The sequence below is a fragment of the Niabella agricola genome, from assembly GCF_021538615.1.
Classification (GTDB): domain Bacteria; phylum Bacteroidota; class Bacteroidia; order Chitinophagales; family Chitinophagaceae; genus Niabella; species Niabella agricola.
Map to the genome: position 1 here is coordinate 755,135 of NZ_JAJHIZ010000003.1, position 24,431 is coordinate 779,565.

Here is a 24,431-nt window from a genome sequence, read left to right on the forward strand (position 1 = left end):
AATATGAAACAAATTCTCACATTTATTTTATCCTGCATGGCAGGCATCTGCATTGCCCAGCAAATTACGGTAACAGGTACCGTGCGGGGCAAAAGCACACAAGAGCCGGTTTCCGGTGTTACCGTTAAAGCCGCCAACAGCATTGTAATGACAGATACAGCTGGGCATTTTTCCATCCGCACCTCCATCAACGGGCAGCTTACCTTTAGTCATGTAAGCATGAAGCCCCTTACTATAACCGTAACCGACGCCGGCAGTGCGCTGCTGGTGGAAATGGAAGAACTGGTAGAACTGGGCCAGCAGGTGATCGTGGTGGGCTATTCTACCCAGCGCAAACAGGATGTAACAGGCGCCGTAGCGGTAGTGGATCTCAATCCCGTAAAGAACACCAGTTCCGGTAATACGATGCAGGCGCTCCAGGGCCGCGTCGCCGGTCTGTATATCGAAAAGGACGGATCGCCCAATGGCGCCAACAGCCGCATCCTGATCCGCGGGGCCAACACCCTGGGCAATACCGATCCCCTTTACATCATCGACGGCGTTCCTACCACACGCCCGGAAGTGTTCCAGAACTTAAACCCGGCCAGCATTGCCTCGGTGCAGATCTTAAAGGATGCCTCTGCCGCATCTATCTACGGATCGCGGGCATCCAACGGCGTGGTGATCGTAACCACAAAGAACGGCGGTAATACAGAAGGCAGAGTTAACTTTCAACTCAATACCAGCCTGTCGGCACAATCTGAAAAATATGCCCGTTATAAAATGCTGGATGCGGTTGGCCGCGGCAAGGCGCTCTGGCAGGCTTCTGTAAATGATCGCATTAACCCGGCCGACGCGTATGGGGAGATCTACACCTTCGACTGGAACCATAATTTTGACAATCCCGTACTAAACAGCGTTGCGCCTAAACCTTTTGTGGGGGGCGACCCGAATGTGCCCGTTGGAAATACCGACTGGCAAGACGTAATGTATAAAACCGGATACGTCTCCAATACCACGCTTACAGCTGCTGCCGGTAACCGCAATTCCTCCATGGAGATCAACCTCGGCTATCTCAAAAATACCGGCATGCTGCGTTACACCGGCTACGACCGGTTGAGCGGAGGCATCAGCGCTATCACCCGTGCATTTGACGACAAGCTGACATTCGGCGTAAACTTCAATATTGCAAATTCTGATGAAACCCTGGCTACAAAAGATATCGGCGGCGCACCCACTACGTTCCTTGCCGTAACACTGGCACCAACCATTCCGGTATATAAAAAGAATGGCGTTACTTTTGCGGGTCCGGTGGGTGCCGGCTATTCAGACCGGAACAACCCGCTGCATATGCAATACCTGGCCCGGTGGAACAACGCCAACCGCCTCAGCGCTTTTGGAAATGTGTTTGCAGAAATACAGCCGGTAAAAAACCTGTTCTTTAAAACCAGCATCGGTTCCGATAATGCGTTCTTCAAAAGCAAGATCATTGAGCCGTCGTTTAATGAATACGCTCCCAGCCGCAGCACCAATAGTCTTACGTTTGATGAGAACCGGTATACCAGCATTACATTTTCCAATACGCTGCGCTACAATTTAAACCTGGGGGCAAGCCGTTTTAAATTCCTGGCAGGCGCCGAATATATAAAAACCGATCTCGACATCCGGTATACCCGTAAAGAAAACTTCAGTTTACAAACCGAAGATTATTTTACCCTGGATGCAGGAACCGGCAAAACCACAGCACTGGGAAGATCCACCGGCAACCGGCTCTTTTCGCAGTTTGGAAGAATTGACTACAGCTATGCAGACCGGTATCTTGCGGCCCTTACGGTAAGAAGAGATGGTTCCTCCCGTTTTGGTTCCGAGAACCAGTATGGGATCTTTCCGGCTGCTTCGCTGGGATGGCGGGTAGATAAAGAAGCCTTTATGAAAAACAACGCCCTGTTCTCCGAACTGAAATTACGGGTAGGTGCCGGACGGGTGGGCAACCAGCAGATTGGGGATATAGCACGGTTCCTGCTCTTCGCTACCCGTTATGGCACCACGCAGAATGAACTAACACCCGGCTTCTGGGAGCAATACATGAATATCGGAACGGCTTATTCCCTTTCCGGAGCGAATACGGGTGCGTTACCCTCGGGTTTTGCACAGATACAGGCCGCCAATCCTGCCCTGAAATGGGAGACCACCGACGAAATCAACGCCGGTATCGATTTCTCCATTCTGAAAAACAGGATCTATGGTTCCTTTGATTACTTTAGCCGAAACACCACCGGTATCCTGATCATTCCGCCGGTGGCATCGGCCCTGGGAGAAGGAAAACAGCGGCCGGTGAATGGCGCTTCCAAAACCAATAAAGGCTGGGAATTTGTGCTGGGCTACCGCGGCGACCATTCCGCAGATATCGGCTACAATGTGCAGCTGAACCTTGCCCATTTCCGCGACCGTATTACCGAACTGCCGGAAGAAGTACGTCCGGCTTACCCGGGTAATGTTGAAAATACAATCATCGGCCATTCCCAGTTCGATATTTTCGGATACAAGACCGCAGGACTGTTCCAGTCGCAGGCCGAAGTGGACGCCGCACCTACACAGGTGGGCGCCGGCCCCGGTCGCATCCGTTATGTGGATATCAATAAAGACGGGATGATCGATGACAAAGACCGCACCTGGATCGGCACCACGCTTCCCAAGCTGGAGTACGGGCTCCGGATCGATGTGAATTATAAAAAACTCGATGCATCTGTATTCGGCTCCGGGGTGGCCGGCCGCAATGGATACGACGGCTATACCGATTTCAACAACCTCATGAAGAGCCGCGAGAACGTAGGCCCTGGTGTGCTCAACGGATGGACACCGCAGCATACCAATACCGATATCCCCGCATTGACCCTTAAGGACAACAACAACGAGCGGCGGACCTCCGATTATTTTATCGTAAGCACCTCCTACTTTAAACTGCGGAACTTACAGATCGGGTACACCATTGATCCCCGGAAATTTTTCACAAGGGTGCGGCTGTTCGTAATGGGTGAAAACCTGGTAACAATGAAGAATAAAAAGTACCTGAGCCCCGATCCCGAAAGAATCTCCATGGATCCCATACCGGTTCCCCGCACGTTCACCTTCGGCATTAATGCCTCCTTTTAATACAATCCAAAAAATATAAGTATGAAACATATTCAGATCATTACAATAATGCTTTTCACGATGGCCATTGCATCGTGCAAAAAAGCCCTGGACTATACACCCAAGGGATACCTGGTTGCAGAAGACATCAGCGGTCCCGCGGCTATTGAAGGATTGGTAACGGCCGCTTACGCTGCTATTGGCAACGGCGATATGATCGGTCCCATTTACAGTAAATGGGCTTATGGCGGGGTACGCTCCGATGACTGTTATAAAGGCGGTGGTGGCACCGGCGATGTGGGCGAAGTAGATGCGATGGAGCACTACAACCTGGTAGTACCTACCATGGATGCTTTTGTATCCCGTACCTGGAAGAACCTGTTCAAATCCATTTCAAGAGCCAATGCCGGTTTACGGGCTGTGAATGCAGCCGATGAAGCCAGCTTCCCCAACAAAAAGATCCGCCAGGCCGAGCTCCGGTTCCTGAGAGCACACAGCTATTTTACGATGAAGCTGCTTTATAAGAACATCCCCATTTTTGATGAAAATGCCACCGATGCCGATATCCTGAAAACAGCCAACGACCTTAGCAATGATGAGTCATGGAACCGTATTGCCGCCGATTTCCAGTTTGCAGCAGATAACCTTCCGGAGGAGCAGGCAGAAAAAGCAAGAGCCAATAAATATGCGGCACAGGCTTATCTAGCCAAAGTAAGACTGTACCAGGCTTATGAGCAGGACGACCGGCACCATGTAACAAAGATTAATACTGCCCGGCTGCAGGAAGTGGTAACGCTCACCCAATCCGTTATTGCATCAGGAAAATACCATCTCAGTGCCGATATCGCCGACAATTTTTTACCCGAAACCGAAAACGGTCCGGAATCCGTATTCGCGATTCAGTTTACCATTAATGATGGCACTACAACAGGCCGGCTGAATTTCGAAGACGGGCTCAATTATCCGCATGGCGCTCCCCAGTACGGCTGCTGCGGGTTCTATGCCGCCAGCCAGAACCTGGTAAATGCGCATACCACCGACGCCAACGGCTTGCCCAATTTCAACACCTTCAATAACAGCATTGCCGATCTGAATAGCGCTACTGTTGATCCCCGGCTGGACCATACTGTGGGCATTGACGGACACCCCTACAAATATGATGCTACCAAACCTTTTAGCAACAGCTGGGTGAGAGACCCGGGTGTTTACGGGAATTTTCATACCATGCGCAACCAGCAGCTGGCCACCAGCGCATCCTATCTGAAGCAGGGGCCGTTTATGGGCTCCGCTAAAAACTCTGATGTGCTCCGCTTCGACGATGTATTGCTGATGCAGGCCGAAGCCTATATTGAGTTGGGGCAGCAAGACAAAGCCCTCCCGCTCATCAATGACATCCGGAAAAGAGCTGCGGCCAGCACCGGCCGGCTAAAGAAGCTGGACGGTAACTTTCCGTCTAAATACCGGATCGGGGAATACAGCAGCAACGGGTGGACACAGGATTTTGCCCGCAAGGCCCTGCAGTGGGAACGGCGGATGGAATTTGCCACCGAGGGCGACCGGTTTTTCGACCTGGTACGATGGGGTATTGCAGAACCTGTTCTGAATGCCTATATTGCAGTGGAGAAACAACGGCGGCCCTTCCTGGCAACGGCCAAATTTACAGCAGGAAGGGATGAGTACCTGCCCATACCACAATCGGAGATCACATTTACCAAGGGGTTGTATAAACAAAATCCGGGATATTAAACGATATGCTTCACTGGTCAGTTATAAAAACAGGAAGATCGGCTTCCCGCCTGGCGGGGATCATCTTCCTGTTTACAATTATTGCGATAACGGCTGATGCCCAGTCCGGCAAACTGCCGCCTTTCCGAATGATACAGGCAAACGGACAGCTCTTTAAGGCACAGCAGCTGCCTATGGGCAAACCGATCCTGCTGGTGTACTTTTCTCCCGGCTGCGATCATTGTGAAAAGCTGCTACAGCAAATGCGAAAGCACCGGCAGCATCTCGAAAAGCTTTCAGTGGTCCTGATCACGTACTGGCCCGTAAAGGATGTGGCCGCTTTTGTAAAGCAATTTTCATTGCAGCAGTATTCAAATTTTTATATTGGTACCGAGGGTAATTCGTTCTTTGTAAGGAGTTATTACCATTTGGAAAAGTTGCCCTTTATGGCCCTGTTTACCAAAAACGGCGCTCTCGTTACACAGTACCATTCTGAACACGGATGGAACAACCTGTTACAACAAATTAAAAACCTGAAATGATGGGTGGTCAATGGTGAATGGTGAATTGAAATAACCATAAAACATGAACAATGAACCCTAAACCATCGACTATCACATTCTTAAAACAATTACACGATGCGTTACAACAACTATTTAATGACGCTTGCCACTGCGCTGATTTTGACACAGGCACCCCTCACTGCCCAGCAAAAAGCCGAACCACACCGCCCCCAGCTTCACTTTTCACCCAAAAAGGGCTGGATGAATGACCCCAATGGCATGGTATTCATCAATGGCCAATACCACCTGTTCTTCCAGCACAATCCCGATGCTACCGTATGGGGACCCATGCATTGGGGGCACGCTATCAGTACCGACCTAGTGCACTGGAAGGAGCAGGCGATAGCACTATACCCCGATTCGCTGGGCACCATTTTTTCCGGCAGCGCCGTGATCGATGTAAACAATACAGCGGGTTTTGGCAAGAATGCCATGGTAGCTGTTTATACCAATCACAGTCATGAAGGTGAAAAAGCCGGCTCGGATAAATTTCAGAACCAGAGCATTGCCTATAGCCTCGACGAAGGAAAAACATGGACAAAATACAAAGGGAATCCAGTTCTGAAGAACCCGGGCATCCGGGACTTCAGAGACCCCAAGGTTTCCTGGTATGCACCCGGAAAAAAATGGATCATGACGCTTGCAACACTGGACCATATCACCTTTTATTCATCACCGGATCTGAAAAACTGGAAAGAAGAAAGCCGGTTTGGCAGAACCCTGGGCGCACATGGCGGCGTATGGGAATGCCCCGACCTGATCTCCTTCAACGACAAGGGCAAACCCATTTGGGTACTGATCGTGAACCTGAACCCCGGCGGACCGAATGGCGGCTCCGCAACCCAGTACTTTACCGGAAGTTTTAATGGACATACATTTACACCCGATGATACTACCACCAAATGGCTGGATTACGGACCGGATGAGTATGCCGGCATTACCTGGAGCAATACCGGTAACCGCAAACTGTTTCTCGGATGGATGAGCAACTGGCAGTATGCAAATGTAGTGCCTACAAAGAACTGGCGGAGCGCGATGACCCTTCCCCGGGAGCTTACAGTTAAAAAGATCAACGGGCGGTACTTTGTTGCATCAACACTGGTAAAAGAGGTGGATGCTGTTCTGCGTCCGGTAAGGAACGCCTCCGATATACGGGTAACCGGCCGCTATGAAGTGGTACCGGCTTCTGCCGCTGCCAATGGGTTGTTTCGCCTTGACCTGAGGGGAATACCTGCGGCCGATTTCTCCATGGCGCTAACCAATACAAAAGGCGAAGAAGTTGTCGTGGGCTTTGACAAGGCGACCAACCAGTTCTATATCGACCGTACCCGATCCGGGAATACCGGTTTTGAAAAAGGCTTTGCAAAGCGGCATGTGGCACCGAGGATTGCAGCTAACGCTGGCATGAATCTTACGCTCATTGGAGACGCTGCGTCGCTGGAGCTTTTCGCAGATGACGGGCTAACGGTAATGACCAGTATCTTTTTCCCATCTGAACCCTTATCCGGTATTACAATAAAAGCACCCGGCAACCTGCAGATAAAACAATTGAAGTATGGTGTACTCGTAACAAAGCCGCAAAACCGTTAAGCAAGACGGCCTTGATTGCAGTTCAAATTTTTAACGCTAAGAACACGCAGGGCACACAAGAAGATGTCCTGCCGCTTCATTGCATCCTTTGCGCGGACTTCGCTTAGTGGTTCATTTTTTTTAAGCTAATAGCGCAAGAGAACACGCATGTACGAAAGGAGATGCCCTGCAGCTTTATTGTATTCACCGCATCCTTTGCGCAGGCTTTGCGACATTTTCGGTTCATTTTTTTAACGCCAAGAGTGCAAGGTATACAGCAAAATATGCCGCGGCTAGGCAGACAACTCTTTATTATAACGCTTCTTGTATTCAAAGGGTGTCATGCCGGTAAATCTTTTAAAATGCCGGTAAAAATTCGACACGTTATTAAATCCGCATTCGTAGCAGATCATCGCAATCGGATAGCGGTCTTCGATGATCATCCTGCGGGTATGACTGATCCTCACCTCAGTAAGAAAGTCGAGATAGGTCTTATTGGTAATCATCTTAAAATACCGGCAAAAGGAAGTAACACTCAAATTACTTACTGCGGCAACCTCGTCCAGCGTAATTTCTCTTTTAAAATTGGCCAGCGTAAACACCAGTACATTGTTCAACCGTACCGACTCATGTTCATTGGGTTTATAGAATGCATGTGCCGAAGCAATCGTGGAGAACTCTTCCCGTTCACTGATCACCTGCAAAATTTGCAGCAGGATAAGGATCCGTTCAAAGCGGGCTGCTTTTACAGAACGGTACATCAATGCTTTTATCTGTTCGGCCAACTCCCCGTAAAAAAGCAATCCCTTCTTCGCCAGTTCAAAAATCCGGGGGAGCAGATAAGCTTCCGGCAATTGAAAAAAATCCGCCCCCAGGCAGTCGGCAGAAAACTGTATCACGATCGCCTCCACCCAGGAATCCTCCGGTGCATCTCCGGTTCCATTTTCTTTTCCCCGCCAGGCATGGGGCAGATTTTCCCCCAGCAGGATCACCTCCCCTTCTTTAAAATGGGATACATCGTCGCCGATCAGCCGGATCCCTGTCCCCTTTATTGTAAAATGCAATTCCAGTTCAGGATGATAATGGAGCGGCCTTCCAAAATTCGGTGCACGATCGTGTCTTATCGAAAAGGAATCCTGTAGCGGTACCGGCACTTTGTGAAAGTGAAGTTTCATAAACTGCAAACGTTAAGAATTAAAACAGGCAACCCCTATAACAGCTTTTTTTACACCAATCATCCCGGAAACAATCCTTGCCATTACAGGTATCGATACGAATTTAGTGCTTATTTTTTGTGAAACAAGCATCCCCCGGAAATCATCACCGGATGAAGCGCTTCAATGTCCTCCCTGTACCCGTTAGTTTGTACACCGCATCCTATAGAAGATATTGTGCGAAGCCCTCATTCGTGCAATACAACAGCCTTTATCTGCAGCCATTGCGCTGCCCCCTGGGCAACATATTGATTAAAAACCACCATCCGTCCGTCCGGGGAAAAGGAAGGTGCCCCTGCAACCTTGGGATCCTCCGGCTGGTTCGATGTCAACCGCTTGTTTTTATTCGTCCGCAGATCCAGCAGATAAACGTTATTGTTCATTATATAAGCAATGTGGTTCCCTTCTTTGTCCAGGTTAAATGGATAATCCACCGGTGCGGTGTTCCTGGTAAGATAACGGATCCGGCCGCCGTTAACTGTACAACTGATGATCTGCGCCACCCCGTTTTCATCCGGGGCAAGGGCATAAATCAACCGGCCGTCGGGAGAAGAGCGCAGCCAATGCCGCACGGGCGACAAGCCTTTTGCAGTATGGCTGATCCGTTGTACATACGCCCCGCCGGGAACATGTGGCCGTTCACCTGGAAAACCCACAGCCGCTGTATCGTTTAGCACCCCGGCGGCGGCGATGTCTGCAATAAAAATTTCGGCGATGGTCTCCCCTTTTTCATTCCGGGTATTTCCCTGGAAAGCAATGGCATAAGGAATCCTATGGCCTTTGCTGTTGGTATAACCGCTGCTTCCCACCCAACACTCATCAAATGCCTTGCTGATTTCATCGGATCCCGGCCGGGGCTGCGAAACCACTGCTGCAACAACAACTGCATAAAGCGCACCGTCGTTATTCCCTGCAGCCCTGTCTGTTAAAACCGGCGCTCCTGCATTCAACATTACGCCCACGGTGCGAAGACCAGGCTCTACCAGCGCATCATTGTAGGTAAAGCTGATCATACGGCCATCCCCGCTCCAGCAATGGGAATGCGTTCCTCCTCTTAACGAACCCGGCGTGTAAGGCGGCGTTTGATCCCTTGCATCCATAAAGACCGGTTGATACGGACGTTCCAGGTCAACGGCCACACCGGTTCTACGGGATATATCGTAAGGAAGTTCTTTATCCGCGTGCATCAGCCCATGAATAAATATTACCCTGTTGGCAGCCGGACTAAACGAAGCCGCCCCCACGCCTGGACCGTAGCGGGTGGGATTTTTCGTTTGATAGATCATTTTCTCCTCTCCTGTATGCAGGTTCACCACTCCGATTACAGACGTCTCGCCGATCCGGGTATCTTCATTTCTTCCGTCGAAGACGATCCATTGGCCGTCTGCAGAAAATACCCCGTTATGATGCAGCGTATGCCCCATCCCGGAATGGGTCAGCTGAATGATTGCAGATTCTTTATGCCCTGATGTACAACCGGCTACCATAAGAATAAAAATAAATGAACAAAACCAAGGTTTATTTCTGAACATTGTGTTCCGTTTATTTCAAGCTTCTGAAATTGATGATCCGGTGGAAGGTGAGAAAATTTGCATCGTGGTTGTTGTGTGCATCCTCCTTTCCGTCGAAATACGCGGTCCTGCAAAGCACGATGATATCCCTTCCTTCAAAGGACCAGTCTACATACTGAAACCCGTGTTTTAATACATCCGGGTGTTCCAGTACTGTTTGTACATCCTGCCAGTGCAACAGGTCGCTGGACTTTCGCAACATCAATACATTACGGAAGGTTGCAGGATTGCGTCCGGGATACTGATCCCTGTATTTCCGGGGAATCGAATTGGTTAACGTATAATAATACCGGGAAACACTATCATATTTTATTACGAATTTCTTACTGCCTCCATCAAAGGGAACAAACCCGTTTTCGCGATCAAAGCTAAGTGTTTTGCCATCGGGCGACAGTGCTACCATGGCCGCCTTTTCTTCAAGGTTGCTTTTATCGTCTACCCGTAACAATTCCCACATCCCGCCGTTTCTATCCACCACAAAATTCCCTTCCAGCCAGCCGCCAAAATTGCCGTTCAGGTAGGTGCTGTCGTAATAAAGCACACTGCTGGTGCTCCAGGATTTTGCATTTAACAGATCGGCATCTACCGGCGCCGACATGACCATGGCACCGTAACGCTTCCCCCATTGCAGGATGGGACCGTGCGCGGTTTCCATGGGCCGCCACAACCGGCCGTTATATTCCACCACCGGCATCGGTGCACAGTGATACATTCCCTGAAGCAGTAACCCGTTGCCTGACCCGGTGGGCTTTGTCCAGGTAGCGCCGCCATCTTCAGAACGCCGGATCAACACCGTACCATGATGCCGGTCCGGCCCCAGCAGGTACAGTTTTCCCTGGTGCACGAAGAGGCTCGACCAAAAGGCCCCGGACACCTCACTCACCTGCTTCCAGGTTTTGCCCTTATCTCCCGAACGGAAAATGCGGGTAACAGCCTGTACAAATTCAGAACTGTTGGGACCAAAAAAATCATGCGAAGCTACATAAGACCCGTCCGGAAGTACAGCCAGACTGGGCGAACCGATATACTGCATACCGGCAGCGGGGCTATAGGTAACAACGGTGCCAGGTACATGCTTGAATGAACCCGGTTGCGCACTCACTACAGAGTACAGGAACAGAAAAAACGGAAGTAAATAAAAATGCCTCATTTTAAATGCTGATTATTATTTGAGTTGATCGTAATGATCAACACCTCTTCAAAAATACAGGGGAAGATGCAGATCAACATACACAAATTTCGTGTAAGCCCGCCCCGATACGGATCAATACCCTTCGTTCTGAATCAATAAAGGGTCTGAATCCATCACCGCCTGCGGAATGGGGAACAGGACATGAAAGGGCCTGGCATTGGTCTTTCCCCGGGCCAGGGCACCAGGTACAAATCGATGCATCCGTATCAGGTCCATCCGGCGATGTCCTTCTGAATAAAATTCCCAACCCCGCTCCTTCAGGATATGATCCCGCAGGAATTCCTTTGAAACCACATCACTCATCTTTATGTTCCCTAATCCCGCCCGGTTGCGTACCAGGTTGATCAGGTCCAGGGATTCCTGCGAAGGGCCGCTTAGTTCATTCAATGCCTCAGCCCTAGAAAGTAATATATCCGCATACCGGATCTCCGGAATATCGTTTCCATGTGATGCCCCCTGGGCATTGGGATCGGGTAAATATTTAAAAGACCGGATATTGTCATTCCCCAGCAAGGATACGGTTTGCCCGGAAGTATTGGTGTATGAGGTAACCAGCAGGTTGCGTCGTTTGTCTCCGGACTCAAACGAATTATAAAAAGCATCATAGATCCTGAATTCGTTTGGCCAGTTCACATACGTGGACAGGAACTTAACGCCCAGGGCCGGGGCCTCTGCAAAATTATCCGGAAACGCGGTATTCATCCAGCTATTAGCTGTGGCCCGGTCACTGCTGGCCATGGCAGGCCGCACCCAGATATATTCATTATTGCGCTCATTGGCCACACTAAACAGCATTTGATAATCGCCGAAGAGTCCATAATGAAACTGGTTCATAATCTGGGCCGCAACATCGGCACATTGCTGCCATTGTTGGGTGTTCAGGTAAAATTTGCAAAGGAATCCCAATGCAGCTGCTTTGTGTGCCCGTCCGTATGGCAGCTTCCCTCCGGGATCGGGCAATGCGGTAGCTGCGGCGACCAGCTCTGATTCAATAAACTGCTTCATTTCATGGTCAGTAGCGCGTTTCAGCTGCAGTTCGCTGGTAGCCTCTGTGCGTAAGGGCACCGGGCCAAAGAAGCAATAAAGTTTGTAGTAGCTGATCGCTCTCAGAAAACGGAATTCTGCTGTATAAGCGGCCTTCGCCTGTGAAGACACCGGTACGGCGTCGATACTCTTCAGCAGCAAATTTGCATCGCGGATCGCCTGGTAGGGGGCATCCCAGTTATTGCTGATAAAATCGATGGTAGGGTCCCACGAAAAGTTAATAAAATTCCGGGCATCGCGTTCTACATTATCTCCGGACTGGTACAAAATATCCGTTGTCCATTCCTGTGGAGCGATCACATAAATGGAATTATTGGTATTCATATTGGCCGCCCGGGCATAGGCATCATTCAACAGTGATTTTATACCATCTTCTGTATTCAGGAAATTGTCCGGCGCCAGCTGCGAATATATTTTTTCTTCCAGGAATTTCTTACAGGAAGTGGCAAGCAGCAGTGTACAACTGAATGCAGTGATATAAAAGCGTTTTTTCAGGATCATAACTCAGATTTTTATTTTAAAGGTCAATCGTTACACCCGCCAAAAATGTTTTGGAAGACGGGTAGGCATTCCAGTCAATTCTGAAATTTGCGCCGCCATATGGATTCAGCGCCGGGTCATAGCCGGTATAGTCAGTAAGGGTCCATATATTCTGTGCCGAAGCATATATGGTAGCCCCTTTAATTACGCCTTTTTTCAACGGAAGGGCATAACTCAGCCGGATCGTGTTCAGCCGCAGATAGGACGCGTCTTCCACCGTATAGGTATTTACCGTTTTCTGCCCTTGTGCATTGGGCGCAACAAAGGAAGGATAGATCGTTGATGGATGCGCTTCCGTCCACCGGTTGAGCAGCGGGGTTGCCAGCCGGTTCCGTTTCAGGTTTGCAGGAAAATAGGTATCCACCATATTATTATTGAGCATGAAAGCCCCTTTTACGCCTTCCACAAAAACATACAACTGGAAATTTTTATAACCGAAACTGCTGGTAAAAGACCCCATCATGTCCGGAAAAGATTTCCCGATGATCACCCGGTCATCTGCATTTACCAATCCATCGCCGGTCATATCCCGGAACTTCAGATCCCCCGGTTGTACGTTATCCTTGGTTTGGGTAAAATCCTCATCTTGCTGCCAAACGCCATCAATGATATATCCATAAAATGCATTAATGGGTGCCCCCACTTTTGTGATCGCGATCTGGCTGGTGGAGCCCGCACTGCCCGAAATAATATTGGCAATACCGCCCAAATTCAAGACCCGGTTTTTTAGCGTACTGAAGGAGGCATTGGCATTCCAGGTAAAAGGTCCCGTTAGGATATCGCCGGACAACATGATTTCAACCCCTGTATTTCGCATACTTCCCGCGTTGCTTAACATTGTGGCAAAACCTGTAGAACGCGGAATGGGCAGATTCAGCAACATGTCGCGCGTCGTTTTTGCATACCATTCCAGGCTTCCGGACAACCGGTTCCCAAACAACCCGAAATCCACACCGATATTCAGCTGTTCAGAACTTTCCCATTTCAGATCCGGGTTGGCAATCCTTGACGGCGTTACCGATGTTACCTGTACATTGTCGATTACGGTTTTCAGGCCGGTTCCAAACGTAGACATAGATTGATAGTTTCCGATTTCCTGGTTACCGGTAATTCCCCAGCTGGCCCTTAACTTTAAATTGCTGATTTCAGACAGATTGCTCAGGAACGGTTCTTCGTTTACCTTCCATCCCAATGCTACTGACGGAAAATGACCGAACTTATTATTCGCACCAAATCTGGAGGAACCATCAATCCGCATGGTACCCGTAAGAAGATATTTGTTATCGAATACATAGTTGATGCGGCCCAGGTAAGAGAGCAAACTGTTTTCGCTTTTGCTGCTGGCATTTACAGCAGCCGCCGGATTTCCCAATCCCAGGTTATCGGTACCAATTGCATCCGAAGGGAAGCCCCGGCCCTCGGCTGTTGAAGAATTTTCAATAAACCGCTGTCCCGTCATACCTACTACCGCATTGATTGAACTTTTGGGCAGTTCTTTTTTATAGTTCAATGTGCCCTCCATCAAATAATTACTGTTCTTGCCGTTGATGATACTGGCGATACCCCCCGCAGCAGCCCCGTCAATTGTTAACCGTCCCACGTAGGTATCCCTGCGCTGGTTTACCACATCGCCACCGATATTCAATTTTGCAGACAGACCTTTCAGTACCACATACTCACCGTAAATGGTCCCAAAGGTTCTGTAAAGATTGGAAACACCTGTTTTCCCATTTGCAATGGCCAGGGGATTATCGATATTCATATCCTTGGAAAGCGTGTACTTTCCCTGCTCGTCATACACAGAAAGCGAGGGGTCGTAGTTGATGGCTGCATAAACAATGCCGGCACGTTCATTCAGATCCATTCCATTGGGCACGTACCGGTCTTTTACATAGCCGGTACTTATATTGATGCCCATTTTGAATTTTTCCGATGCCCGGTGTTCCAGGTTCACACGGGCGGTGTAGCGTTTATTGTTCGAGTTAATCAGGATCCCGTCCTGATCGTAATAATTCAGCGAGGCCATGAAAGAGGTTTTATCATTACCTCCCGAAAGCGACAGGTTATGGTTTTGAATACCCGCATTGGGCTGATAGACCTGTTCCAGCCAGTTGGTGCCGCCGCCGGATAAAGCGGTTACTTTCTGGGCAGCATTACCACCGCCTTCATCAATGATACTATTGATGATCCGCATATATTCCTCCCCGTTCAGCAACCGTATTTTATGTGCCACATTCTGGATGCCCGCATACACATCGTAATTCACTTTTAAAGCGCCCGACTTGCCGCTCTTTGTAGTAATCAGCACCACGCCATTAGCGCCCCTTGAACCGTAGATCGCAGTAGCGGAGGCGTCTTTTAAGATTTCGATGGAAGCGATATCATTCGGATTAATAGAATTGAGCGGATTTCGGGGCGTCTTCATTCCGGTAAAATTGGTGCCGGATCCACTCACCGCCGATGCGTTATCCAAAGGTAACCCATCAATCACATATAGCGGACTGTTGCCGCCATTAATGGATCCCACACCCCGGATATTTACAGAAATGCCGCCGCCCGGCTCACCGCTGTTCTGCACCACCTGCACTCCGCGGCCTTACCGGCAATGAGCTGGTCTGCCGAAGTAATGGCGCCCTTATTAAAGTCTTTTGCCGACAAAGCAACAACGGCACCGTCAGATCCTTCTTCTTTACCGTTCCATACCCTACCACCACCACTTCATCCATCCGGGAATCGACCGGGTCCAGCAGCACCAACCCCTTCTGCTCACTTACCAGTTTTGCAGCCAGCTCCTTTTCCTGATAACCCACCCTGGAGAAGACCAGTATATCTTCCGGATGCGCTGCAATATGAAAATAGCCATCCCGGTCTGAAGCAGTTATGGCGGCGGTACCGCGCACCTGTATGGTGGCGGCGCTAAGCCCGGTACCGGCCGGGTCCCTTACCTGGCCCTTAATATCCACCGGGCCGTTTTGGGCAGTTACACGAATAGCAACACAACCGGCAATCAATGGAAGGCTCCATAGAACCTTCAATAAAAAACGATCAATCTTCATATGGAAATATTCTTTTTTTACTGGCGGAATAAAGTCACCTTCATCCCAACTGTTGATGCTATTTTTTAAATAGCGATGAATGATACAGCCTTCGTTAACAGATACTTCAAATTTATTATGGTCACGGTTCAAATACTTATAGGCGATTATCCCAAGTTTATACAATCTTAGCCTTTTGCCAGCACCACTTTTTATGGCTACGCGTATTTCAAAAGCACTCCGGCCTTCCCGAATGTATTATGGAAGCGATAATAACCCGTGGTACCGGAGCTTGTTATTTACCGGCAAACACCGCAGCGATCTGTTCCGCCAGGCGTTGATACCTCCATTCCAATCCTTCAATACCATTTTTAATGTCATAAGCAATTTCGCTGTTCCCGGACTCCCGGGTATAAATGGAAATATTCATCCCTTTTTTCCAGAGATAATATTTAGCTGCCTTGGGGTAATCTTTATGCATCAGCTCCATTTCATCCATAAAAAACTGTTGCACCAGTTGCACTTCTTTTCTCAGGCCCGGCTGATTGTAGTGTTCACACAGCCAGGCCACCAGCTCCGGAAAATAATTTCCCTGAATACAGGAAAGACCGGCAGAACCGGATTGCAACGAAGCAACAGCATGGCCCATGTAAGCATCATAGAGCCCAAACACTTCATTTCCGGAGCACAGCCGGTTCTTGGCGCGTACCTGGGCAATATCGAGGCAGGTATCTTTATGGTAGATCACCCGCCCGGTTTTTACCAGCCGGCCTAATAATTCCGGGGACAGTATGATCTTGTATGGAACCGGACATTCGTAAAACCCAACCGGTATCTGTCCGGTAAGTGCCAGCAGTTTCATGATAGCTGCTTCCAAAACAGGCTCCGGCTCCTGCTGCTTTACCAGCTGATTGGTAAGCAGGATTACTGCGTCTGTTCCCAATGCGTGTACCGCTTTTATAAATGCAGCCTGTTCAGATAGTGTGCTACCAAAATTCCCCGTTGCCACAACCGGTACTTTGCCCGCAACCGTTTTTATAACATGTGCAATAATCTGTAACCGTTCTTCCGGCAACAGGGCAAACATCTCGCTCGACTGGCAGTTGGCGAATAATCCCTTTGCCCCATTTTTCAAATACCAGTTTGTTAACCGTGTCAGCCCATCAAAGTCAATGGATCCGTTTTCATTAAAGGGGGTTAACATCACCGGGATGAACCCTTTTACTACTTTCATTTTATTTTTTTTAAGATTTGCCGGCATCCAAATGCTGCCGGTTGGGCCCAAAGCGCCCGTGCTGCGATCCGGTCCGGGACTGCAGGCGCATCTGGATATCCGATATATGATCAGGAATATTTTTTCTGCTGCAATTTCGTAAACAACAGCCCTGCCAGGAAAATCGTTAATGTACCGATGACAATGATCATATTTGCGTGCAGCGTACTGCGTACATAATGGTACTGCTCGGGGATCCAGGCAGAGAAGGTCATCCACAGGATCACCATGATGCCGGTGATAGTAGCCAGCAATGCAGCAGTATTGCCTGTTTTTTTACTGATGATCCCTAAAAGGAAAAGACCCAGCATACCACCGGCGAAGATGCCGGAGAGCTGCCACCAGATATCCAGTACACTTTTTACCCCGATCATCAGCACCCCCGCAATCATTCCTAAAAGGCCGAATACAACGGTGGCAATGTGTAATAACCGCAGCCCCTGTTTATCGTTTACATTCCGTTTAAAATATCTTTTATAAATATCTTCAGCAAATACGGTGGCAGATGCGTTCATACCCGAACTGATGGTGCTCATACCGGCTGATAAGATCGCAGAAATGATCAGTCCTACCAAACCTGCAGGGATCATGGTTACCATAAAATGCGGCATTACTTTATCACCATAATCACCGGGGACCAGCGTAGCGGCCAATGCCGAAACCTGTTCTGACGCTGCTCCCTGTCCCAGCCGTTCTGCAGCCACCTGTAATTTCACGGTGTCCAGCAGCGCCGGATTTAACTGGTAATAGGCATAGAGACAGGTACCAATAATAAAGAACAATAAGGATGCCGGGATATAGATCCATACACAAAGCCAAACTGACTTTGCGGCTTCTTTTTTTGAAGTGGCGGTATGGTAGCGTTGCACATAATTCTGGTCCATTCCAAAATTATTAAGATTGATGAAGAAGCCGTATAACAGCACTACCCAGAAACCGGAGCTGGTGAAGTCCAGTGCCATGCCCCCCAGGCTGAACTTATGATTGGCCTTCCCGATCTCCAGGATGGTGTTCACGCCACCGTTCACATTGGAGATCACCAGGTATACGATAAGTATAGCCCCCAGCGTTTTCAAAATACCCTGCACCACCTCCGTCCAGATCACCGCTTCAATTCCTCCCATAACCGTATACAGGATGATACAAGCTCCGGTGATCAGCATAATAACCTGCATGTTGTACCCGGTAAGTGCCTGGAGGGTGAGTGATAATCCAAAAAATATAGAGCCCATACGGGCGATCTGCGTCAGCAAAAAGCAAATAACCGCATAGGTACGCGCCCAGGGGCCAAAGCGTTTTTCCAGGTTGGTATAGGCCGATACTTCTCCTATATTCCGGTAAAACGGAACAAAATATTTTGCTGCAACCCAGGCCGCCAGGGGCATCGAGAGGCTAAAAGCGAAAGCGTTCCAGTTGCTCCCGAATGCCTTTCCCGGCACTCCCAGGAAGGTGTTACTGCTTAAAAAAGTAGCATAAATCGAAAGTCCCACGGCCCAGCCCGGGATCCGTCCGGAAGCAGTAGTAAACTGATCCGCATTTTTATTTTTTCTCGAAAACAGGTATCCCACCAGCACCATAGCCACCAGGTAAACCAGGATCACAGTTAAATCAATCAAAGGCAATGTCTTCATCTGAAAATTTTATCAATCAATGGAAGCGCTTCGTTCTGTATGTAAAAATATTGCAACACGCCGGTCGGGCAATTTAAATATTTATCCTTTTTTTATACGATTCTATCTAATGCGTTTTACCATTTCAGTTATCAGTTCCGGCTCATTATTCCGCTACCGCTTTTACCGTATGGCTGTAAACGCCCTTCCCATCTGGCTTTCCGTTATGTATCGGCAAGCATCCGGAATGGTTGTAGAAAACAGGATCCTGTTATCGGCAGTGCTGCTGTGGTAGGGTTTCGTTAGCAATCGTTCTGTGCAATGGAGGCACAGCAGCCTGAAGCCAATGATAAGATTGAGCGGCCGCGCCGGGATTGAAATAGAACGACGGTAATGATCCGGGCCAGGTGCCGGCAGCCCCATCGCATTGCCATGGCAAGAGCGACGCCGGCAATGCATACCGGATACTTCCTTTGCTCCGGAACAACGGCGATGCTCAACGAATCTTTCAGGCCGGCCATACCCGGTTTTCTAGTAAAGTGAGGTTATATGAAGAGCCGTACGCTAAAGGCAGGGCCTTATTGCCAGACTGTTTTAATGTTTACAAATTCCTTAATACCAAAACTGCCCAGTTCACGCCCATAACCCGATTGCTGAATGCCACCAAAGGGTACACGCGGATCCGATTTAACCAGGGTATTCACAAAACAGGCCCCGGCCTGCAGCTGTTCCCGTGCAATGCGCGTTCCTTTTTTTATGTCCCTGGTGAACACGGCTGCTCCCAGACCGAAGCGGGTATCATTTGCAATTTCAATGGCATGCGCTTCATTCCGCGCAGTGATCACACAGGCAACCGGACCAAACAGCTCTTCTTCATAGCCAGACATCCCCTTTTTTACACCAGTTAAGATTGTAGGTGCATAAAATGCATGTTTCCCTTTAAATTCAGGAATGTTGCCCCCTAAAATGCAGGTTGCGCCTGCTGCAATATTTTCCTGTACCTGCCGGTGCAGTTCATCCCGGAGATCTGCACGGGACATCGGGCCCAGCTCCGTTTGTACGTCGAGAGGATCTCCCAGTTTTTTATTACGCATTTGTTCAAGAAAAAGCCGTGTAAATTCTTTTTCAACTTTTTTCACTACAATAAACCGTTTTGCCGCAATGCAGCTTTGCCCGTTATTGATTAACCGGCTCTGCGCGCAAACCCTTGCGGCCAGTTCCAGGTCCGCATCTTCCAGGATCAGGTAGGGATCACTGCCGCCCAGCTCCAGTACGGTTTTCTTTATCTGCCGGCCGGCCTGTGCGGCAACCTGGCTGCCTGCCGCAGTACTCCCGGTTAACGTAATGGCTTTTACGAACGGATGACCGATGACGCCATTGACTGCGTTGCTTCCCACCAGCAGGGTTTGAAATACACCCTTGGGGAAGCCCGCCTTTAACAGCAACGCTTCAATGGAAAGGGCGCAACCCGGCACATTGGAAGCATGTTTCAGCAGCCCCGTATTCCCGGCCATCAAAGCCGGCGCAATAAAGCGAAAGCATTGCCAGTAAGGAAAGTTCCAGGGCATCACGGCCAACACCACACCCAGGGGCTGATACGTAACAAAACTGTTCCGGGCATCGGTTTTTACTTGTTCATCGTTTAAAAAAGCGGCTCCCTTCTGCGCATAATAGGTACATACCGCGGCACACTTTTCAATTTCAGCAACACCATCCCTTAGCGGTTTCCCCATTTCCATTGCCATTAAAACCGCCAGGTCCTTTTTTTGTTGTTCCAACACGGCGGCCGTTTGCAACAACAGACGGGCCCGCTCTTCAAAACCTGTATTACGCCATTTCAGCCAGGCCTTGTGGCCTGCTTCAATTTTTTCTCTCACCACTTTTGCAGTATCCGCTTTATATTTTTTTATCCGCTTCCCGTTTAGCGGGTTGATTGATTGTATAGCCATACTATTATTTTCAGAAATTCAGGCTGTCGGCGCCTTTTTGGTTTTTAACGGCAACTGATCAGCGATCTGCCCTAAAGGTACTTTATTTGTGGATTTAGCAACGGAGATGCTCTTCCTGGCAGCATAACCAGTTTCCCCTATCCGGTCCTGACACCCGGGCCGGATAGACAGCGCTCTGGCCACGGAGGAAAGGCCGGGCGCGCAGCAGGGGCGGCCAAAATAAAAAATGAGATCAATAAAATACCGGATCAACACAGCCTCGGTCTCAACCTTTTCCACCACGGGTCAACATTGTGAACCCTTTTTTGTGAGCAAAAAAATAAGTTCACAAAAAAAGGTTCACAAAAAAAGCGGCAAGGACCGCTGTACGCCAGTTGTCTTTACTTTATTTCAGGAGTTTATTTAACGGGATACGGGTAAAATAGATATTCGCTTTCCCTTTATGTGAAGAATAATAACTCACCCAAAGCGCTTTTCCCCGGATCAGCAATCCGGGATAGCTGCAGTCGCCACCACTCTCCAGCACCTGCGTTTTAAGCAACTTACCATCAAGACCGGTGACAAGAATACCCGTTTTGGCTCCACCGGCTACATACAGGCGGGTGCCGATGATCAGTTTTTTCTGGTCCGGCGTAAATATAAAATCAGGGCCGCCCAACCGGTAATCCAGCTTTTGGTAACTGAATGTTGTAAACGGCGCCCTGCCTGTAGCCAGCACCCCCAGCTGATCGCCCTGCTCCCTTCGGATCAGAATGAACATGGTTCCTTTCTTATCAAACCGGATCGTTGATTCATTGGGCATTCCATCGATATCCAGGTTCGCCGCCCTGGTAAAATTGTGCCCATCGGTTGTTTTTACCAGTGTGGCTGCACCTCCGCCTCCGTAATCAATCCCATATCCCGTGCCTTTATACCAGGTAAGCCGCCAGATCCAATTGTGACCATTGTTTTTGAGTACCGCTTTTTCCGGTGTGGTAAATTTCATATCCGCTCCCATAAAAGCCACATGCGGATGCATTGCCAACAGGCGCGATGGCTTCTTTGTTGTATCGTATACAGAACCGCCCATGAGACAGAGCATGCGCCCATCCGGCATTACGGAAATCTTCTGATCCCTGAGGTCAATGCCGTCCTTGCGGATGAGGGCAAAAGACTCCCAGTTATTACCGTCCCTGGTGCGGAGAATCCGTCCCACCCCGTTGACACCGGGTACATGTCCCGAGCCTTCCCGGAAACTGCAATATAGATACCCTTTATATTCGATCAGATCGGTAAAGGCATTGTGCGCTGCTCCGCTCCAGATTTCCCTACCCGGCCATACGGTAGCGGGAAGGGTTGCCGGGAATTGTGCCGGGCAAAGCCGGGCCCAAAGCAGCGCGAATGTAAGTACAGACCATTTTTTCATTTGTTTTGCTTTAAAGTCTAACCGATTCTTAAACACCATCCGTATTATACAGGAACCTGGCGCGCCGCGGAAGCGCCATCCAGGATTTCTCCCGGAGGACCTGCAGATGCTTAGGGTGTAAATAATTCCTGTACCGGAGCATCATCAATAAACACTTCAAAATCATCAAACCAGGCTTTACCGGTACCCGTCATTTTACACCCGAATACAACCGACTGTACGTTTCCTGAAATGGGAAGCTCAATGGAATATTTTTTCCAGTCCGAATTACCCTGAGCACTTTGCGCATCACTGTTCTTATCTGCAATAATAGCACCGATACCATTAAGTTGCATCCAGATACTGGCGACCCCGTTTGCAAGCCCCTCGGTTTTAATAAAACCCGTTACCCGGATGGTCTTCTTTCCGCTTACCATGTTTTGTGCGAGGTGGGTGTTGCACAACCCGCTTCCCCGCTCAGCCGGAGCTTCCGGCTTTGGCGTAATCAGCACCGATCCAAACCCGGAGTGCCCGGTTAAACTGGGAAGAATCAGGTACTGACCTTTTGTATTCTGCGGAAGCCAGCTGATCAGTTTGCCGCCAACATCAAACCACTCGAATCCATAATTCCGGATTATTTTCTGTGCCGACCCCTTTAAGGCAAAGACTGTGCAAAGCAGAACGGCCGATAGTTTTTTCACGATCATAAGAAGTTGTTTTTTTTAATGTATGCCAACCCGTTGCTCCTCAACGGTTGCAAGCCGGGTTATGGCAGCCCGTTCAGCTAAAATAATAAATATATGAGATACCGGTGTATTTTCAGGTTCCCGGAATCCCGACCGCCCCTTCCCGGCAAAGGCATCGTAACCGCCTCATTCCGAGAGGTATAATTTAGTTTACCTAAAGATGTATTTTTTGGTGCTGCTTTTGTATCTTCGCCGCTATGCCTTTCCGGATAAATAAAATGCCGGTTGGTATTATGTTTTAATGAATTATAGAATCTTTTTCTGAAAAGAAAAATAAAAAATGAAATTAAATGGATCCTTTAATAATTGTTTACATCCTTGGCGGCCTCGTACTGGGCATTATCGCCGGTAAATTGATCTTTGCAAAAAATACGCAGCAGAAAATTGAAGAAGCAGAGTTACATTCCAAAAACATCCTCAAAGAAGCAGAACTAAAGGCAGAAACGATCCGGAAGGAAAAAGAACTTGAAGCCAAAGAGCGGTTTGTTTCGTTGAAAGCGGCACATGAAAAAGAGGTGAATGAGCGCAACCGGAAACTGGCTGAATCCGAAAACCGCATCAAACAGAAAGAACAGTCGCTCAGCCAGAAAGAGGCCAATGCAGAAAAACAGATCAAGGAAAATGATGCGATCAAAGAAAACCTGAACCGCCAGATAGAGGTCGTAAATAAAAAACGTACCGAACTGGAAAAACACCAGGAGGAGCATATCCGCCGCCTGGAAAAAATTGCAGGACTCTCTGCCGAGGAAGCCAAAAGCCAACTGGTTGAGAGCCTGAAAAACGAAGCACAAACACAGGCGATCGGTATCCAGCAGGAAATTATTGATGAAGCCAAACAAAAAGCCAATAAAGAGGCCCGTAAAATCATCATCCAAACCATCCAGCGTACTGCCGCCGAACAGGCGATTGAAAACTCGATCACTGTTTTCAACCTGGAAAGCGATGAAGTAAAAGGCCAGATCATTGGCCGCGAAGGACGCAATATCCGGGCCCTGGAAGCTGCTACCGGCGTGGATCTGATTGTAGACGACACTCCGGAAGCCATCCTGCTTTCCTGTTTTGACCCGCTGCGCCGTGAGATTGCACGACTGAGTTTACAGCGCCTGGTTACCGACGGACGGATTCACCCGGCCCGTATTGAAGAAGTGGTGGAAAAGACCCGTAAACAGATTGAGGAACAGGTAATGGAAATTGGTGAACGTACCGTGATTGACCTGGGTATTCATGGATTGCATAAAGAACTGGTGCGGATGGTAGGCCGGATGCGTTATCGTTCTTCTTACGGACAAAACCTGCTGATGCATAGCCGGGAAACCGCCAATCTTTGCGCCATCATGGCTTCCGAACTGGGTCTGAATCCCAAGCTGGCGAAACGCGCCGGGTTATTGCATGATATTGGTAAGGTACCGGATGAAGAATCGGAGCTGAGCCACGCCCTGCTGGGGGCAAAACTGGCCGAAAAATACGGCGAGAACCCGGCAGTTGTAAATGCCATCGCCGCGCACCACGATGAGGTGGAAATGCAATACGTGATTTCTCCCATTGTACAGGCCTGCGATGCCATCAGCGGCGCCCGTCCGGGAGCCCGCCGGGAGATCATGCAGCAATACCTGCAACGGATCAAAGACCTGGAAAACCTGGCCACCAGTTATCCCGGTGTGGAGAAGGCTTATGCGATCCAGGCGGGCCGTGAACTGCGGGTAATTGTAGAGTCGGATAAAGTTTCCGACCAGGACAGTGATAAACTCTCTTTTGAGATTGCGCAGAAGATCCAAACAGAAATGACCTTCCCCGGTCAAATCAAGGTAACCGTAATCCGGGAAAAAAGAGCGGTGAACGTAGCCCGATAAAAAGATATCAACCCTGCAACAACCGTTTCAGCATTCCTGAGGCGGTTTTTTTTAT

Annotated in this window: 16 protein-coding genes; 5 read left to right on the forward strand and 11 right to left on the reverse strand. The window is 49.1% G+C overall.

Annotation, left to right across the window (positions count from 1 at the left end; translation table 11 throughout):
• Window positions 1-3: 3 nt before the first annotated feature.
• From LL912_RS08600 to LL912_RS08615, 4 genes are all read left to right on the forward strand, one after another.
• The gene (locus tag LL912_RS08600; protein ID WP_235553173.1) at window positions 4-3,132 is read left to right on the forward strand and encodes a SusC/RagA family TonB-linked outer membrane protein; all 3,129 of its coding nucleotides are present in this window, start codon (window positions 4-6) and stop codon (window positions 3,130-3,132) included.
• A 21-nt stretch (window positions 3,133-3,153) separates the two neighbouring features.
• Window positions 3,154-4,857 (forward strand): RagB/SusD family nutrient uptake outer membrane protein, encoded by a 1,704-nt coding sequence (locus LL912_RS08605; RefSeq protein ID WP_235553174.1) that lies wholly within the window; start codon window positions 3,154-3,156, stop codon window positions 4,855-4,857.
• 5 nt (window positions 4,858-4,862) lie between these two features.
• The gene (locus LL912_RS08610; protein ID WP_235553175.1) at window positions 4,863-5,378 is read left to right on the forward strand and encodes a thioredoxin domain-containing protein; all 516 of its coding nucleotides are present in this window, start codon (window positions 4,863-4,865) and stop codon (window positions 5,376-5,378) included.
• Between the two features lie 96 nt (window positions 5,379-5,474).
• Window positions 5,475-6,989: a glycoside hydrolase family 32 protein gene (locus LL912_RS08615; protein ID WP_235553176.1), complete on the forward strand. Its 1,515-nt coding sequence runs from the start codon at window positions 5,475-5,477 to the stop codon at window positions 6,987-6,989.
• Between the two features lie 272 nt (window positions 6,990-7,261).
• On the opposite strand, the gene LL912_RS08620 is transcribed toward LL912_RS08615, so the two are convergent.
• The 11 genes from LL912_RS08620 to LL912_RS08670 all read right to left on the reverse strand — a co-directional run bounded on the left by LL912_RS08620 (window position 7,262) and on the right by LL912_RS08670 (window position 22,487).
• On the reverse strand, window positions 7,262-8,143 hold the full coding sequence (locus LL912_RS08620; protein ID WP_235553177.1) for an AraC family transcriptional regulator: 882 nt from the start codon (window positions 8,141-8,143) through the stop codon (window positions 7,262-7,264).
• A 227-nt stretch (window positions 8,144-8,370) separates the two neighbouring features.
• On the reverse strand, window positions 8,371-9,714 hold the full coding sequence (locus LL912_RS08625; RefSeq protein WP_235553178.1) for a DUF3748 domain-containing protein: 1,344 nt from the start codon (window positions 9,712-9,714) through the stop codon (window positions 8,371-8,373).
• Between the two features lie 10 nt (window positions 9,715-9,724).
• Complete coding sequence (locus LL912_RS08630) at window positions 9,725-10,903, reverse strand: sialidase family protein (RefSeq protein WP_235553179.1); 1,179 nt, start codon at window positions 10,901-10,903, stop codon at window positions 9,725-9,727.
• A 114-nt stretch (window positions 10,904-11,017) separates the two neighbouring features.
• A complete protein-coding gene (locus LL912_RS08635) occupies window positions 11,018-12,490 on the reverse strand; it encodes a RagB/SusD family nutrient uptake outer membrane protein (protein WP_235553180.1) in 1,473 nt (490 codons plus the stop codon).
• A 16-nt stretch (window positions 12,491-12,506) separates the two neighbouring features.
• Window positions 12,507-15,116, reverse strand: a complete 2,610-nt coding sequence (locus LL912_RS08640; protein ID WP_235553181.1) for a SusC/RagA family TonB-linked outer membrane protein — start codon at window positions 15,114-15,116, stop codon at window positions 12,507-12,509.
• Complete coding sequence (locus LL912_RS08645) at window positions 15,091-15,585, reverse strand: carboxypeptidase-like regulatory domain-containing protein (protein ID WP_235553182.1); 495 nt, start codon at window positions 15,583-15,585, stop codon at window positions 15,091-15,093. Before LL912_RS08645 ends, LL912_RS08640 begins: the two co-directional genes overlap by 26 nt.
• Before the next feature lie 274 nt (window positions 15,586-15,859).
• Window positions 15,860-16,798, reverse strand: coding sequence for a dihydrodipicolinate synthase family protein (locus tag LL912_RS08650; RefSeq protein WP_235553183.1), 939 nt, complete (start codon window positions 16,796-16,798; stop codon window positions 15,860-15,862).
• Between the two features lie 110 nt (window positions 16,799-16,908).
• Window positions 16,909-18,468, reverse strand: coding sequence for a sodium:solute symporter (locus LL912_RS08655; RefSeq protein ID WP_235553184.1), 1,560 nt, complete (start codon window positions 18,466-18,468; stop codon window positions 16,909-16,911).
• A 557-nt stretch (window positions 18,469-19,025) separates the two neighbouring features.
• The gene (locus LL912_RS08660; protein WP_235553185.1) at window positions 19,026-20,396 is read right to left on the reverse strand and encodes an NAD-dependent succinate-semialdehyde dehydrogenase; all 1,371 of its coding nucleotides are present in this window, start codon (window positions 20,394-20,396) and stop codon (window positions 19,026-19,028) included.
• Window positions 20,397-20,781: 385 nt separating this feature from the next.
• Window positions 20,782-21,801 (reverse strand): hypothetical protein, encoded by a 1,020-nt coding sequence (locus LL912_RS08665; protein ID WP_235553186.1) that lies wholly within the window; start codon window positions 21,799-21,801, stop codon window positions 20,782-20,784.
• A gap of 110 nt (window positions 21,802-21,911) precedes the next feature.
• Window positions 21,912-22,487, reverse strand: a complete 576-nt coding sequence (locus LL912_RS08670) for a hypothetical protein (protein WP_235553187.1) — start codon at window positions 22,485-22,487, stop codon at window positions 21,912-21,914.
• Window positions 22,488-22,816: 329 nt separating this feature from the next.
• Here LL912_RS08670 and rny point away from each other — a divergent pair, with 329 nt between their 5' ends.
• Window positions 22,817-24,376: a ribonuclease Y gene (gene rny / locus LL912_RS08675; protein WP_235553188.1), complete on the forward strand. Its 1,560-nt coding sequence runs from the start codon at window positions 22,817-22,819 to the stop codon at window positions 24,374-24,376.
• The last annotated feature ends 55 nt before the right edge of the window (window positions 24,377-24,431 follow it).

Coding starts and splice junctions, on each gene's coding strand:
- LL912_RS08615 (WP_235553176.1), top strand. CDS start 5,475: ATGCGTTACAACAACTATTTAATGACGCTTGCCACTGCGCTGATTTTG.
- LL912_RS08645 (WP_235553182.1), bottom strand. CDS start 15,585: ATGAAGATTGATCGTTTTTTATTGAAGGTTCTATGGAGCCTTCCATTG.
- LL912_RS08620 (WP_235553177.1), bottom strand. CDS start 8,143: ATGAAACTTCACTTTCACAAAGTGCCGGTACCGCTACAGGATTCCTTT.
- LL912_RS08650 (WP_235553183.1), bottom strand. CDS start 16,798: ATGAAAGTAGTAAAAGGGTTCATCCCGGTGATGTTAACCCCCTTTAAT.
- LL912_RS08625 (WP_235553178.1), bottom strand. CDS start 9,714: ATGTTCAGAAATAAACCTTGGTTTTGTTCATTTATTTTTATTCTTATG.
- LL912_RS08605 (WP_235553174.1), top strand. CDS start 3,154: ATGAAACATATTCAGATCATTACAATAATGCTTTTCACGATGGCCATT.
- LL912_RS08655 (WP_235553184.1), bottom strand. CDS start 18,468: ATGAAGACATTGCCTTTGATTGATTTAACTGTGATCCTGGTTTACCTG.
- LL912_RS08635 (WP_235553180.1), bottom strand. CDS start 12,490: ATGATCCTGAAAAAACGCTTTTATATCACTGCATTCAGTTGTACACTG.
- LL912_RS08670 (WP_235553187.1), bottom strand. CDS start 22,487: ATGATCGTGAAAAAACTATCGGCCGTTCTGCTTTGCACAGTCTTTGCC.
- LL912_RS08610 (WP_235553175.1), top strand. CDS start 4,863: ATGCTTCACTGGTCAGTTATAAAAACAGGAAGATCGGCTTCCCGCCTG.
- LL912_RS08660 (WP_235553185.1), bottom strand. CDS start 20,396: ATGGCTATACAATCAATCAACCCGCTAAACGGGAAGCGGATAAAAAAA.
- LL912_RS08600 (WP_235553173.1), top strand. CDS start 4: ATGAAACAAATTCTCACATTTATTTTATCCTGCATGGCAGGCATCTGC.
- rny (WP_235553188.1), top strand. CDS start 22,817: ATGGATCCTTTAATAATTGTTTACATCCTTGGCGGCCTCGTACTGGGC.
- LL912_RS08665 (WP_235553186.1), bottom strand. CDS start 21,801: ATGAAAAAATGGTCTGTACTTACATTCGCGCTGCTTTGGGCCCGGCTT.
- LL912_RS08630 (WP_235553179.1), bottom strand. CDS start 10,903: ATGAGGCATTTTTATTTACTTCCGTTTTTTCTGTTCCTGTACTCTGTA.